This window comes from Ruegeria sp. (assembly GCF_965243365.1).
Lineage (GTDB): Bacteria > Pseudomonadota > Alphaproteobacteria > Rhodobacterales > Rhodobacteraceae > Ruegeria.
On the sequence record NZ_CBDEUW010000002.1, the window covers coordinates 2,343,178 to 2,356,792 of the forward strand.

12 protein-coding genes are annotated in these 13,615 nt (G+C 58.0%); 4 read left to right on the forward strand and 8 right to left on the reverse strand.

The features are described from left to right. Positions 1–32 precede the first annotated feature (32 nt). From ACP0GE_RS15350 to ACP0GE_RS15380, 7 genes are all read right to left on the reverse strand, one after another. Positions 33–404, reverse strand: coding sequence for a DUF2237 family protein (locus ACP0GE_RS15350; RefSeq protein WP_424832784.1), 372 nt, complete (start codon positions 402–404; stop codon positions 33–35). A gap of 9 nt (positions 405–413) precedes the next feature. Then, entirely contained in the window at positions 414–1,577 is a 1,164-nt protein-coding gene (locus ACP0GE_RS15355; RefSeq protein ID WP_424832785.1) for a serine hydrolase domain-containing protein, read from the reverse strand. 76 nt (positions 1,578–1,653) lie between these two features. Further along, positions 1,654–2,337: an aminoacyl-tRNA hydrolase gene (gene pth / locus ACP0GE_RS15360; protein WP_424832786.1), complete on the reverse strand. Its 684-nt coding sequence runs from the start codon at positions 2,335–2,337 to the stop codon at positions 1,654–1,656. Between the two features lie 134 nt (positions 2,338–2,471). Continuing rightward, the gene (locus tag ACP0GE_RS15365) at positions 2,472–3,137 is read right to left on the reverse strand and encodes a 50S ribosomal protein L25/general stress protein Ctc (protein ID WP_424832787.1); all 666 of its coding nucleotides are present in this window, start codon (positions 3,135–3,137) and stop codon (positions 2,472–2,474) included. Between the two features lie 259 nt (positions 3,138–3,396). Further along, on the reverse strand, positions 3,397–4,563 hold the full coding sequence (locus ACP0GE_RS15370; RefSeq protein WP_424832788.1) for an alpha-hydroxy acid oxidase: 1,167 nt from the start codon (positions 4,561–4,563) through the stop codon (positions 3,397–3,399). A 147-nt stretch (positions 4,564–4,710) separates the two neighbouring features. Next, positions 4,711–5,502: a tryptophan synthase subunit alpha gene (gene trpA / locus ACP0GE_RS15375; RefSeq protein ID WP_424832789.1), complete on the reverse strand. Its 792-nt coding sequence runs from the start codon at positions 5,500–5,502 to the stop codon at positions 4,711–4,713. An 80-nt stretch (positions 5,503–5,582) separates the two neighbouring features. Beyond that, positions 5,583–6,071, reverse strand: coding sequence for an acyloxyacyl hydrolase (locus tag ACP0GE_RS15380; protein ID WP_424832790.1), 489 nt, complete (start codon positions 6,069–6,071; stop codon positions 5,583–5,585). Positions 6,072–6,272: 201 nt separating this feature from the next. Between ACP0GE_RS15380 and ychF the strand changes: the two genes are divergently transcribed. Beyond that, positions 6,273–7,370 (forward strand): redox-regulated ATPase YchF, encoded by a 1,098-nt coding sequence (ychF, locus tag ACP0GE_RS15385; protein ID WP_424832791.1) that lies wholly within the window; start codon positions 6,273–6,275, stop codon positions 7,368–7,370. Positions 7,371–7,409: 39 nt separating this feature from the next. Here the strand turns inward: ychF and ACP0GE_RS15390 are convergent, their stop codons facing one another. After that, on the reverse strand, positions 7,410–7,922 hold the full coding sequence (locus ACP0GE_RS15390; RefSeq protein ID WP_424832792.1) for an ester cyclase: 513 nt from the start codon (positions 7,920–7,922) through the stop codon (positions 7,410–7,412). A 155-nt stretch (positions 7,923–8,077) separates the two neighbouring features. Here ACP0GE_RS15390 and ACP0GE_RS15395 point away from each other — a divergent pair, with 155 nt between their 5' ends. The 3 genes from ACP0GE_RS15395 (at position 8,078) to fdhF (ending at position 13,545) form a co-directional block, all read left to right on the forward strand. After that, the gene (locus ACP0GE_RS15395; RefSeq protein ID WP_424832793.1) at positions 8,078–8,959 is read left to right on the forward strand and encodes a LysR family transcriptional regulator; all 882 of its coding nucleotides are present in this window, start codon (positions 8,078–8,080) and stop codon (positions 8,957–8,959) included. Positions 8,960–9,044: 85 nt separating this feature from the next. Next, entirely contained in the window at positions 9,045–10,748 is a 1,704-nt protein-coding gene (locus tag ACP0GE_RS15400) for an NAD(P)H-dependent oxidoreductase subunit E (protein WP_424832794.1), read from the forward strand. A gap of 13 nt (positions 10,749–10,761) precedes the next feature. Beyond that, positions 10,762–13,545, forward strand: coding sequence for a formate dehydrogenase subunit alpha (fdhF, locus tag ACP0GE_RS15405; protein WP_424832795.1), 2,784 nt, complete (start codon positions 10,762–10,764; stop codon positions 13,543–13,545). Positions 13,546–13,615 lie beyond the last annotated feature (70 nt).

The following is a 13,615-nucleotide window of genomic DNA, read 5'->3' on the forward strand; positions in this document are numbered from 1 at the left end:
AACGCTTGCCTCTATTGCTGACTGGGCCTGTGTTATCTAGCCTTGTGCAGCTGCAGCAGTCGTAACGGCACAATGTCCAACGCGCGTTGGTGGGTTGCCTCCAGATGCACTTTGGGTGCACAGCCCTCGTCATGGGCTTGCAGAAAGCGCGCGGCACACAAGCACCAGCTGTCCCCGGGTTTGAGACCCGGGAAATCGAATTCAGGGCGCGGCGTACTCAGGTCATTTCCCACGTATTTTGAGAATGCCAGAAACTCTGCCGTCATGACGGCGCAAACCGTGTGGCTCCCCTGATCCTCGGGGCATGTGTTGCACGCGCCGTCCCGAAAAAACCCTGTGAGCGGTTTACGAGAGCACGGCGCCAGTACACCGCCAAGAACATTTATACTGTCTTGTTTCTGCATGGGCTTACCTTACAGGCTTTGGGCGATCTTGCGGAACATTTCGACATTCAAATCGCTGACGCCCGGCTCGCGAAATTTTCGGTCGGCCCCGGTGGTCACAATCAGAACGCCGCGTGGTCGATCGAAATAGATGTATTGGCCGTAGACTCCACGGGCCAGAAACTCACCTTCATGTGCGCCAATCGGAATCCACCATTGATACCCATACCCGATCTTCCCGGGTTCAGTCGGAGCACTGGGCCAAGTGGCGTCAGCAATCCAATCGGCGGGAACCAGTTGTTTGCCGTTATGTTTACCATTCTGCAGGATCATCTGACCAAAGCGCGCGAAATCGCGGGTGGTGAAGTTCAGACCGCCCAGCACAAACGCCACACCCGCGCCGTCGGTGATGTAGTATCCGTCACGCTCCAATCCCAAAGGTTGCACGATCTTTTCGGTTATCAGATCAGCCACGCTGCGCCCGGTCGCACCCCGGATCACCATCCCGATCACATGGGTATCGATAGACACATATTGCCAGATATCCCCTGGTATGGCGAAGCTGTCCTGTAGCGAGGCCGCGAAATCGTCCAGCTCACCGCCCAGTGCCACGACGCGACCCATGCGGTTGATGTCCGAATTGTAGTCCAGGTAATCCTCGTCAAAGGTAACGCCGCTGGCCATGTTCAGAACATTGCGGATTGTTGCGCCATCATAGGCGCCGCCGATCAGTTTCGGTGCGTATTTGGTAACCGGATCGTCCAGTGAGGCAATCGTACCCTCATGCAACAGGATGCCGAACAGGGCCGAGAGGTAGCTTTTGGCGACCGACCACGAAATCCGCCGATCATCTGGGCCGGTTCCCAAATAATATTCCTCAAAACGGATCTGACCGTCCCGCATTACCAATAGTGAGGTCACGGCGCGATCCTCGACCCAGGCATCGGTGCCTTCGGGCAAGTCAAACCCGGGGCCATAAGACAGTTCCCAGGTCGGGCCATTTCCACGCGGCAGGTCAACCGTCAGAAATGCCTCGTCCATGTGGGAGAAGTTGTGAACGATCTTTTCTTCTGAGAACAAAGAGTTCACGGCCATCAAACGGGTGATCTCTTCACGCTTCCATACGCCTACAACCATAGCGGCCAGAACCAGCGCCAGCAAGATGCGCAGCGTCCACTTAAACAGAGCTCTCATCTGTCTCCTCCCATTTGATTGTATTGGAACGTTGGGCGTGCGTGTTCGCAACGAAGACGTTACGGCAATCAACAGGCTATCGAAACTTGTCCAGCAACTTTTGCATGGCCGTGCGCTCATCAGCCGGAGGCTCTGCCTTTGGCGCAGACTTTGGTTGGTCCACAGCCTTGTCCGGTGATTTGGAGGAACGGGGCGGTGAAGTCCGCAACGCGACAGCGTTCATAAATTTTCCACCATCTCCCGAAGCCAAATGTGTCGCGCCATCCGAGACACCGCGCAAGACATCCTCCAGCCAATCTGCGTCGGATTTGGCGAAATCACCCAGAACGTAAGGGGACACCAGTTCCTTTCTGCCCGGATGCCCGATCCCCAGCCGCACCCTGTCATAAGCGGCACCGATATGTTCGTGAACCGAACGCAATCCGTTATGGCCCGCATGCCCGCCCCCTGCTTTTGCGCGCACTTTGCCAGGGGCCAGATCCAGCTCATCGTGGAATACGGTCACATCGGTCGAGTCGAGCTTATAAAACCGCATTGCCTCGCCCACCGACTGGCCAGAGCGGTTCATGAAAGTCTGCGGCTTCATCAGCAGGACCTTCTCCGACCCCAGCCGCCCTTCCGAGAAGTCAGCCTGAAACTTGGACCGCCACGGGCCAAAATTGTGGTCCGCGGCAATCCGGTCCACGGCCATGAAGCCGATGTTGTGCCGGTTGCGGGCGTATTTGGCCCCCGGATTTCCCAAGCCCACGAAAAGTTTCATCGCTTCGACCTTGTGCGTTTCAAGTCAACGGTTGATTGCACGAAAAACGGCTGTGTTTCCAGTCCTAGAGGATGCTAGCAAAAAAAACGGGGCCCAAGTTGAGCCCCGTTGCAAGTCCGGAATTTGGTCCGGGCTTATTCTTCAGCTTCTTCTTTGCCGACGACTTCGACTTCATCGGCTGCAACTTCTGCTTCTTCGCCTTCGCCCTCTTCGTCGTCGCTGGTTGACAGACCGGTCGGTGCCGAAACGTTTGCAATCACGAAGTCCCGGTCGATGGTCGGCTTGGTGCCCGCAGGCAGATCAACCGACGAAATGGTCACAACGTCATTGATTTCCATCCCTGTCAGATCAACGGTGATCTTTTCGGGGATCTCACCGGCGGTGCAAACCAGTTCGACTTCCGGACGGACAACGGTCAGAACGCCACCCTTCTTGATGCCGGGTGCTTCTTCTTCGTTGATGAACTCAACCGGAATGAACAGCGCGATCTTGGTGGTCCGACGCAGGCGCATCAGGTCCAGGTGAGTCGGCAGGTCTTTGACGACATCACGCTGAACGTCGCGGCAGATGACGCGGACGTCTTCGTGGCCTTCAACCTTCAGGTTCCACAGGGTCGACTTGAACCGGCCTGCTTTCAGGCGCTTGAACAGGACGTTGAACGGGATCTGGATCGGCAGCGGATCTTTGTCGCCACCAAAAACAATGCCCGGAACCATGCCGTCGCGGCGTGCCTGACGAGCGGCGCCCTTGCCTGTCCCCGTCCGTTCCAGAGCTACGAGATCAGGAATCTCACCAGCCATGATATATCTCCAATGTTAGGGCGGGCATCCTCCAAGGCTGTATGCCCGCGTGAAGCCGCGTCCTTAGCTTGATTCATCGGGTTTGGAAAGAGGTTTTTAGCGGGTTTCTTTTTGCGAGGCTCTGCCTCGCGCTCCGGGATATTTGGGGCCAGATGAAGAATGGGTCCCCTGCTTCATCTGGCTGTAAATATCCCGGGGGAGTCGCCCGCAGGGCGGCGGGGGCAGAGCCCCCTGTCCAATCCTGCCAAACTGCAGGACGTCACTTCTGCCAGCGTCCGCCGAAATCCTCGGGGACAAGTAGATTGTGGCGTCCAAGGCCACTCACTTCACGCTCACCGCAAAGAGCCATGGTGGTGTCGAGCTCCTTTTGGATAACCTCCAGCGCCTTTGTTACGCCTTTTTGCCCCATCGCCCCAAGACCGTAGATGAATGCGCGCCCGATGAAGGCGCCTTTGGCCCCCAGGGCCAGAGCCTTGAGGACATCCTGGCCCGAGCGGATACCACTATCAAGATGCACTTCGATATCGTTGCCAACGGCATCCATAATTTCTGGCAGCACACGGATTGAGCTGAGCGCGCCATCCAACTGGCGCCCGCCGTGGTTGGAGACAACGATGGCGTCAGCCCCCAGTTTGGCAGCCATTTTTGCGTCCTCTGCATCCAGAATGCCTTTGAGGATCACCTTACCGCCCCATTGCTCCATCAGCTTTTCGACCTTTTTCCAATCCAGGCTGGGGTCGAATTGCTCGGCGGTCCATTTCCCCAGCGATCGGGCATCGGTGACGGAATCGATATGACCCACGATATTGCCGAATTCACGCCGCCGGGCGCCCAGCATTTCAATACCCCAGGCCCATTTCGTCATCAGGTTGGCAATTGTCCGGGGCGTAAGCTTTGGGGGCGCCGACAGACCGTTTTTGAGATCCTTGTGCCGTTGCCCCAGAATTTGAAGATCCAGCGTAATGACCAGGGCTGCGCATTTTGCATCCCTGGCGCGCTGGATCAGCCGACGCATGTAGTCATCGTCCTTCATTGTATAAAGCTGGAACCAGAAAGGCGCGGTTGTGGATTCTGCCACATCCTCGATCGAGTTGATGGACATGGTCGACAGCGTAAACGGCACGCCGAACTCTTCGGCGGCTTTGGCAGCTTTGATCTCACCATCCGCGTGCTGCATGCCCGTCAGCCCGACCGGAGCCAGCGCCACGGGCATGGCAACATCCTGCCCGATCATCTGCGATGCGGTCGAGCGACCGGACATGTCTACGGCGACACGCTGGCGCAGACGGATATCTTCAAAATCCGAACTGTTGTCGCGAAATGTCTGTTCGGTCCAGCTGCCGCTTTCGGTGTAGTCGAAAAACATCCGTGGGACACGGCGTTCATAGATGCGTTTGAGGTCCTCAATATTGGTAATCACGGGCATTGGCGCGGGCTTTCACATCATTGGCTTGATTTTCCTACCAATTCCCGTCGCAGACCGCAAAGAAAACCGGTTGCTCCGACCAAGCGACAAACCGCGGTGGGCTAGAACCAACCGTGGATGAAAGTCAGAACCAAATATCTGCGGTGATCAGGCCGAATGCGCCCCGTCCGCCAGCGATTTGACGAAATCAAGCACTTCGCCCACCGGTTTGCCGGCGCCGATCTGGCTGACGATGGCCGAGCCGACAACAGCCCCGTCTGCGACCGAGGCAATAGCGCGCGATTTCTCTGGCGTGTTAATGCCGAACCCGACGATGACCGGCAGGTCGGTCGCGGATTTGATCCGGGACACCTCGGGGCCCACATCAGTTGCTTGGGCTTCGGCCGCGCCGGTAATACCGGTGATCGACACGTAGTAGACAAAGCCCGAGGTGTTTTGCAGCACGCGGGGCAGGCGTTTGTCGTCGGTCGTCGGTGTAGCCAAACGGATGAAGTTCAACCCGGCAGCCTGTGCGGGCAGGCACAGCTCGTCATCTTCCTCCGGGGGCAGGTCGACCACGATCAAGCCATCGATCCCGGCCTCTTTGGCGTCGGCCAGAAACGTGTCAACGCCACGGCTGTAGATCGGGTTGTAGTACCCCATCAGCACAATTGGCGTCGTATCGTCGGTTTCGCGGAAAGCGCGCGCCAGATCCAGAGTGCGCTGCAGGGTCATGCCAGCATCCAGTGCGCGTTGCCCCGCAAGCTGAATGGTCGGGCCATCGGCCATTGGATCGGTGAATGGCAAGCCCAGTTCAATTACGTCGACGCCAGCACCCGGTAAACCCTTCACAACCTCAAGCGACGTGTCATAATCGGGGTCTCCGGCCATGATATAGGCGACAAAGGCTTTTTTGCCTTCGGCCTTCAGGGCGGCGAATTTGGCGTCGATACGGGTCATCAGAAGTCCTTGCGCTCGGGGTTTGGAACCGATGTGCAGAAACTTTCTGGGAAAATCAATCCCGCTGCGACGGTATTGCCCTAGAACGCGTAGTGATACCGTACGAGGAATGCATTCACGCCTGGGTTTTCTTCCTGCGTGCTTGCGTTGGATTTGTGGGTAATTGCCAGCGACACCGCGTTGCCGTTGTTCAGAGTGTAGCCGATTCCAAACAGGCTGCGGATCTGAAAGCTGCCACCCAGATCGTTCAGCACATTGGATTGGTCATAGTAGCCCGGCATCACGCTGCCTTCCAAAAACCAGCGGTCGGCGAATGTGTAGAAGCCGATCAGGCCAAGCCCGATATGGGTGTCCCCGTCTTCGTCAACAGACAGTGCCCCACCCCATGTCGCACTAAAACGGGTCGCTTCGTGAAATGGCCGATGCTGATACTCAAGCGAAAAGATCGCCTGATCAACGGACTGTTCTTCTGAAAAATCTGCATAGCCGGCACCAAAAACGATGGTCTGAGCCGGGGCCGAGGTTGCCGCGAAAGCCGCCAGCGCGGACACAAATAGAAGGTTCTTCATGGTAATCTGTCACAGGTTAATTCATCGATGTTCGCTAAGTGCTTATCCTAACGGAGCTTTTTCAATTGGCACAAGAACACGTTTTTTGAACGTTTTTGTGATGTGGCCATTTGGACTCTGTTTGCCGGGCTCTGCACTACGGCTTGCGCATCGACCCGGACCTGCCTAGAAGACCCCGCGAATGGTATGCAGGAGGCCGTCATGGGCTTTAAAATGGGAATCGTGGGTCTGCCGAATGTGGGCAAGTCGACCTTGTTCAATGCGCTGACCAAGACCGCTGCGGCGCAGGCGGCGAACTTCCCGTTCTGCACCATCGAACCCAATGTGGGTGATGTGGCCGTGCCCGATGATCGACTGGATAAGCTAGCGGCGATTGCGTCATCCAAGCAGATCATTCCAACGCGGATGACCTTTGTGGATATTGCTGGTCTGGTCAAAGGTGCTTCCAAGGGTGAAGGGCTGGGGAACCAGTTTCTAGCCAATATTCGTGAAACTGACGCGATTGCCCATGTGCTGCGCTGTTTCGAAGATGGTGACGTGACCCATGTGGATGGCCGTGTCGATCCGGTGGCCGATGCCGACACCATCGAGACTGAGCTGATGCTGGCCGATCTGGAAAGCATCGAAAAGCGCCGTGCCAATTTGGTGCGCAAGCTGAAAGGCAACGACAAAGAGGCGCAGCAGCAGGACCGCCTGCTGGTCGCCGCGCAGGAAATGTTGGAAAACGGCAAGCCCGCGCGGCTGGTCGAAGTCTCGGACGAAGACGCCAAGGCTTGGAAAATGCTGCAACTGCTGACCACCAAGCCGGTGCTATACGTCTGCAACGTGTCCGAGGAAGAAGCGGCGGAAGGCAACGAGTATTCTGCCAAGGTTGCCGAGATGGCTGCGGCGCAGGGCAATTCCCACGTCATCATCAGCGCCAAGATCGAAGAAGAGATCAGCCTGCTGGAAGAAGACGAAGCTCAGATGTTTCTTGAAGAGATGGGTCTGGAAGAACCCGGTCTCGACCGTCTGATCCGCGCTGGCTACGACCTGCTGAAGCTTGAGACCTATTTCACCGTCGGCCCGAAAGAGGCCCGCGCCTGGACCATCCGCACCGGCACCGCCGCCCCGCAGGCCGCAGGCGTCATCCATGGTGATTTCGAGAAAGGCTTCATCCGCGCGGAAACCATCGCCTATGATGACTACATCGCCGCCAATGGCGAGCAGGGGGCGAAAGAAGCGGGCAAGATGCGGGCTGAGGGTAAGGGTTACATCGTCAAGGACGGCGATGTGATGCACTTCTTGTTTAATACATGAGCAATGCCTGAGCGCCAGGGTGCAACCGGGCCTTTGGGACTAGTTTCCCAGACCAAGCTCGTGCCGCAATGTGAAGTAGTCCCAGACGACCCAGCTTTCCGCAATCTTTCCGTTGGCGATCCGGTCGATCTGAACTCCGGTCCAGTTGACTAAATCGCCAGAGGCGGGCTGGCCGAGGTAGGCCCCCTTTTGAGTCCCATAGAAACGCCAATGGGTGGATACGCGGTCGCCTTCGGCAACTTGTCCGAAAATCTCGACCTTCAGATCGGGAAAAGCCTTGTGGTTTTCCGCGACTATGGCGGCCCAGGTGGCTAAATCGATGCTTCCAGTGCCTCCGGTTGCCAAGGGGGCCTGATGGTTTTTATACCCTTCGGCGAAAATTGACTCGTCAATCGTGGATTCAGCTGCCCACATCTCAACGGCCTGCCGGGACAGGCTTTTTGCCGCGGAATTTCCAGTTTCTTCTGTCATCACATTTCCTCCTGCGGCAAAGACCAGCATAATCGCCAGTGCCCAAATGCGCTGGGCCAAGCTGATGTTCTTTCTGGCCATTGACGCCCTCAATCCATCAAGTCGACTTTGGGCAAGATAGCGTGTTCGTTTGGATTGGGGAATTTTCAATTTACAGCATATCGAATAGTAACGATCACTTTTACCGAGCAGTAAACACGCTATCCTGCTTTTTCACGTAAAGAAGAAACCAAGGCATGATCGAAATCCGAGACCTCCAACTCCTCAGTGCTCTCGCACGGCACCGGCACTTTGCCAAAGCGGCCGAAGAGTGCGGCATCTCGCAGCCTGCCTTCTCGATGCGTATCCGCAATCTCGAAGACCGGTTGGGCGTCTCCATCGTCCGCCGTGCCAACCGGTTTCAGGGCCTGACCGAAGAGGGCGAGATGATCGTCCAGCGGGCGCGACGGATTCTCGAAGACACCAAGGCGCTGGAGCAACAGGTGCTGGCCGCCAAGGGCGAAATCACCGGGACGCTGATTGTCGGAGTAATCCCCACTGCGATTGCCTTTACCGGTCGCCTGATCAAACGATTGCGTGAGGCCCATCCACGGATCATTACGCGGATTGAAACCATGTCGGCGACGGCCATTCAGCACCGGCTGGATGAGGGCAGTCTGGATGCTGGCATCACCTATGGCGACAGCATCGGCACCGATCTGCGGCAAGTGCAGTCTCTGTACGAGGAAACTTACGTTCTGCTTGTGCCGTCGCATATGACCGACGAAACTGGCTCGCTCCCTTGGGCAAGGGTGGCCGAATTCCCGCTTAGCCTGCTGGAGCCGCAGATGCAGAACCGGCGTATCCTCGACCGGATTTTCGAGGATCAGGGACTGCACCCGGATGTAGTGGCCGAAACCAGCGGTTTCACCGCCTCGATGGTCATGGCGCGCGAAGGGCTGGCGGCCACCGTGGTCCCCCGCGTTCTGGTCAGTGCACTTGGCGACCTGAAGGGCACGAAGGTGCTGCCGCTGGTCGAGCCGGTTGTAAGTAAACCGATTTGTCTGGCGACGCTGTCCCGTGACCCGGATCTGCCAACAGTCGAGGCTTTGCGTGCAGTTGTGACGTCTTTACGGTGATAAGCTGTCGTTATCGTGCGATAGAGAAAAGCGATTTGACGATATGATATTCTGATGAGACACGGAGCCTCAATCGGAGGGCATCATGGCACCATTAGATACCAAGCCATCGGGCGCACCCAAGGGCGTCTGGAAGTCAGGTAAAGGCAAGGGGCGGCACACGCCCAAAGGCCGTCAGTTCACGGATGAGGCGCAGGTTGAGATTAGTCGCCTGCTGGGTGACCGCCCCCGCCGCCGCGACCTGCTGATCGAGTTCCTGCATTTGATTCAGGACGAACACGGCCATATCAGCGCCGACCACATCGCCGCATTGGCGGTTGAGATGCGGATTGGTCAGGCCGAGATTTATGAGACCGCGACCTTTTATGCCCATTTCGACGTAGTGAAGGAGGGCGAAACGCCTCCACCCGCGTTGACCATTCGGGTTTGCGATTCTTTGTCTTGCGAAATGGCCGGGGCACAGCAACTGCAAAAGGCGTTGGAAGATGGGCTGGACCCCGCTGAGGTGCGTGTGGTGCGGGCACCCTGCATGGGCCGCTGCGATACAGCTCCGGTGTTGGAGATCGGTCACAACCATATCGACCATGCGACTCCCGAAAAGGTGCAGGCCGCGATTGCTGCCGATGACACTCACGCGCACCTGCCCGACTATGAAACCTTCACCACCTACGAGGCCAATGGTGGCTACGCCAAGCTGAAAGAGCTGCGCGAGGGCGGCGATTGGGAAAAGGTACAGGAAGACGTCCTGTCCTCGGGCCTGCGGGGTCTGGGTGGCGCGGGTTTCCCGTCGGGCAAGAAATGGGGCTTTGTTCGCATGAACGAAGGTCCGCGCTATCTGGCCGTGAACGGGGACGAAGGTGAACCCGGCACGTTCAAGGACCGCTACTATCTGGAGCGCACACCGCATGTGTTCCTTGAGGGCATGTTGATCGCCGCATGGGCGGTCGAGGCCGAAACCTGCTTTATCTACATGCGCGACGAATACCCTGCCGTGCTGGAAGTCCTGCGCCGCGAGATTGCTGCTTTGGAGCAGGCTGGGATTGTCGAAGAAGGCTATATCGATCTGCGCCGCGGCGCGGGCGCTTATATCTGCGGTGAAGAATCCGCGATGATCGAGTCGATCGAGGGTAAAAAGGGCCTGCCCCGTCACCGCCCTCCGTTCGTGGCGCAGGTTGGCGTGTTCAACCGCCCGACCTTGGTTCACAATGTTGAGACACTCTATTGGGTCACCAAGGTTTGTCGCGAGGGGCCCGAGTGCCTCAACAGCACCGAAAAGAATGGCCGTAAGGGTCTGCGCAGCTATTCGGTCTCGGGCCGGGTGGCGAAGCCGGGCGTCTATCTGCTGCCTGCAGGTTCGACCATTCTGGACGTGATCGAGGCCGCTGGCGGCATGGCCGAAGGGCAGACCTTCAAGGCGTATCAGCCCGGTGGTCCATCCTCGGGCCTGCTGCCTGCGTCGATGGATGACATCCCGCTGGATTTCGACACGCTGCAACCGCATGGCACATTCATCGGCTCTGCCGCTGTCGCGGTTTTGTCCGATCAAGACACCGCCCGCGATGCGGCACTGAACATGCTGCGCTTCTTCGAGGATGAAAGCTGCGGTCAGTGCACGCCCTGCCGGGTTGGCTGCGAAAAGGCAGTGAAGCTGATGCAGGCCGACAAATGGGATCAGGACCTGCTGGAAGACCTGTGTCAGGTCATGGGCGATGCCTCGATCTGCGGTCTGGGGCAGGCGGCCCCGAACCCGATCCGCTTGGTCATGAAACATTTCGCTGACGAAATCTGAGGGAGACAGAGCCATGCTTGATGCAAGCCCAAACAAGACCGTCACCTTCAACCTGAACGGCGAAGACGTCACCGTGCCCGAAGGCTGGACCATCTGGGAAGCCGCCAAGGGGCAGGGGTTTACTATCCCGCACCTGTGCCACAAGCCGCAGCCGGGGTATAAACCCGACGGCAACTGCCGCGCCTGTATGGTTGAGGTGGAAGGCGAGCGCACGCTGGTCGCCTCGTGCATCCGCCCTGCCGCAGACGGTATGGTCGTCAAGACCGACAGCGACCGAGCCGAGAAATCGCGCGCCATGGTCATGGAACTGCTGGTCGCTGACCAGCCCGAGGTAGCACACGACACGTCCAGCCATTTCTGGGATATGGCCAAGCTGAACGATGTCAGCGACAGCCGTTTCCCTGCGAAAGAGGCCGAGAAAATCCCGCTGCTGGATGACAGCCATGTGGCGATGCGGGTCAATCTGGACGCCTGCATCAACTGCAATCTCTGCGTCCGTGCCTGCCGCGAAGTACAGGTCAATGACGTGATCGGCATGGCCGGTCGCGGTCACACCGCACAGGTGGTGTTCGATCAGAACGACCCGATGGGCGATTCAACCTGTGTTGCCTGTGGTGAATGCGTTCAGGCCTGCCCGACCGGCGCCCTGATGCCCGCCACCGTGCTGGACGACAAACAGCAGGGCGACAGTAAGGACTACGATTCTGAGACTGAAAGCGTCTGCCCGTTCTGCGGTGTGGGCTGCAAGGTCTCGCTGAAGGTCAAGGACGGTAAGGTCAAATATGTCGAGGGCATCAATGGCCCCGCCAACGAAGGCCGTCTGTGCGTCAAAGGCCGGTTTGGCTTTGACTATATCCACCACCCCCACCGCCTTACCAAGCCGCTGATCCGTCGTGAAGACGCGCCTGAAAAGGGCCTGAACGTCGATCCGGGCAACCTGTCGACCCATTTCCGCGAAGCAACGTGGGAAGAGGCGATGGATCTGGCCGCCACTAAATTGAAAGCCCTGCGCGACGAAGATCCGCGTTCGGTTGCAGGCTTTGGCTCGGCCAAGTGCACCAACGAAGAAGCGTATCTGTTCCAGAAGTTCATCCGTCAGGGCTTTAAGCATAACAATGTCGACCACTGCACCCGTCTGTGCCATGCGTCGTCCGTTGCTGCCCTGATCGAGAACGTTGGTTCCGGTGCGGTGACCGCGACCTTCAATGAGGTCGAAAACTCGGACGTGGTTATTATCATCGGTGCCAACCCGATCGAAAACCATCCTGTCGCAGCGACCTATTTCAAGCAGTTCACCAAGCGCGGTGGCAAGCTGATTGTGATGGACCCGCGCGGCGTTGGTATGCGCAAGTTCGCCGATGAGATGCTGCAGTTCCGTCCGGGTGCAGATGTCTCGATGCTCAACGCGATCATGAACGTGATCGTCGAGGAAGAGCTGTATGACAGCCAGTACATCCATCGTTGGACCGAGAACTGGGAGGCCGAGAAAGAACATCTGCGGCAGTTCACGCCCGAGGCGATGGCCCCGATCTGCGGTATCGAACCGGATCAGCTGCGCCGCGTGGCCCGCACCTTTGCGCAGGCCAAAGCCGGCCTGATCTTCTGGGGCATGGGCGTCAGCCAGCATATCCACGGCACCGACAACTCGCGCTGCCTGATCTCGCTGGCCCTGATGACTGGAAACGTCGGCAAACCGGGCGCGGGCCTGCATCCTTTGCGGGGGCAGAACAACGTGCAGGGCGCATCCGATGCGGGCCTGATCCCGATGTTCCTGCCAGACTACAAGACGGTCACGGATGACAATATCCGTGCGCAGTTCACGGATGTCTGGAAGTCTGACGATTTCTCGAACGAGAAAGGTCTGACTGTCACCGAGATCATCGACCAGATTTATGCGCGCAACATCAAGGGCATGTACATTCTGGGCGAAAACCCGGCCATGTCCGACCCGGACGTGGGTCATGCGCGTGAGGCGCTGGCCAAGCTGGACCTGATGATCGTACAGGATATCTTCCTGACCGAAACGGCGAACTATGCCGACATCATCCTGCCCGCCTCGGCGCTGTACGAAAAGAACGGCACGGTGTCGAACACCAACCGTCAGGTGCAGCGGGTGCGTCCCGCCGTGGCGCCTCCGGGAGAGGCGCGTGAGGATTGGGCGATCACGGTTGAGCTAGCGCAGCGCATTGGCCTGAATTGGGGCTATACGGACGTGTCCCAAGTGTTCAACGAGATGAAGCTGACCATGGAGTCGCTCGACAACATCACTTGGGAACGGCTTGAGACCGAGACGATCACCTATCCGTCGCTGTCCGAGACGGACCCGGGGCAGGCGATTGTGTTCGGCGATGGATTTCCGCGTACTGATGGCAGGGCCAAATTCACCCCGGCCAGCATCATCCCACCGGATGAGGCCCCGGATGAAGACTATCCGATGATTGCCACCACGGGCCGTCAACTGGAACACTGGCACACTGGTTCCATGACCCGCCGCGCCACTGTTCTGGATGCGGTCGAACCCGAGGCGAACTGTTCGATGAACCCGCGCACGCTGAAGCTGATGGGTATCGAACCGGGTGAGTTGATCCGCCTCACAACTCGCCGCGGTTCCATCGAAATCATGGTCCGCGCCGACCGTGCGATCGCCGAAGACATGGTGTTCATACCGTTCGCCTATGTCGAAGCGGCGGCGAACATTCTGACCAATTCGGCCATCGACCCTTATGGCAAAATCCCGGAGTTCAAGTTCTCGGCGATCCGGGTTGAAAAGATCGAAGACGCCATCGCAGCGGAATGAGATTTCCGCTCATGCCAACAGACAGGGCGGCCCATTGTGGGTCGCCTTTTTTGTCTTGATGGCATGGGAT

Excerpts from the sequence above, each read along its gene's own strand:
- ACP0GE_RS15350 (WP_424832784.1), bottom strand. The coding sequence starts at position 404 with ATGCAGAAACAAGACAGTATAAATGTTCTTGGCGGTGTACTGGCGCCG.
- ACP0GE_RS15355 (WP_424832785.1), bottom strand. The coding sequence starts at position 1,577 with ATGAGAGCTCTGTTTAAGTGGACGCTGCGCATCTTGCTGGCGCTGGTT.
- pth (WP_424832786.1), bottom strand. The coding sequence starts at position 2,337 with ATGAAACTTTTCGTGGGCTTGGGAAATCCGGGGGCCAAATACGCCCGC.
- ACP0GE_RS15365 (WP_424832787.1), bottom strand. The coding sequence starts at position 3,137 with ATGGCTGGTGAGATTCCTGATCTCGTAGCTCTGGAACGGACGGGGACA.
- ACP0GE_RS15370 (WP_424832788.1), bottom strand. The coding sequence starts at position 4,563 with ATGCCCGTGATTACCAATATTGAGGACCTCAAACGCATCTATGAACGC.
- trpA (WP_424832789.1), bottom strand. The coding sequence starts at position 5,502 with ATGACCCGTATCGACGCCAAATTCGCCGCCCTGAAGGCCGAAGGCAAA.
- ACP0GE_RS15380 (WP_424832790.1), bottom strand. The coding sequence starts at position 6,071 with ATGAAGAACCTTCTATTTGTGTCCGCGCTGGCGGCTTTCGCGGCAACC.
- ychF (WP_424832791.1), top strand. The coding sequence starts at position 6,273 with ATGGGCTTTAAAATGGGAATCGTGGGTCTGCCGAATGTGGGCAAGTCG.
- ACP0GE_RS15390 (WP_424832792.1), bottom strand. The coding sequence starts at position 7,922 with ATGGCCAGAAAGAACATCAGCTTGGCCCAGCGCATTTGGGCACTGGCG.
- ACP0GE_RS15395 (WP_424832793.1), top strand. The coding sequence starts at position 8,078 with ATGATCGAAATCCGAGACCTCCAACTCCTCAGTGCTCTCGCACGGCAC.
- ACP0GE_RS15400 (WP_424832794.1), top strand. The coding sequence starts at position 9,045 with ATGGCACCATTAGATACCAAGCCATCGGGCGCACCCAAGGGCGTCTGG.
- fdhF (WP_424832795.1), top strand. The coding sequence starts at position 10,762 with ATGCTTGATGCAAGCCCAAACAAGACCGTCACCTTCAACCTGAACGGC.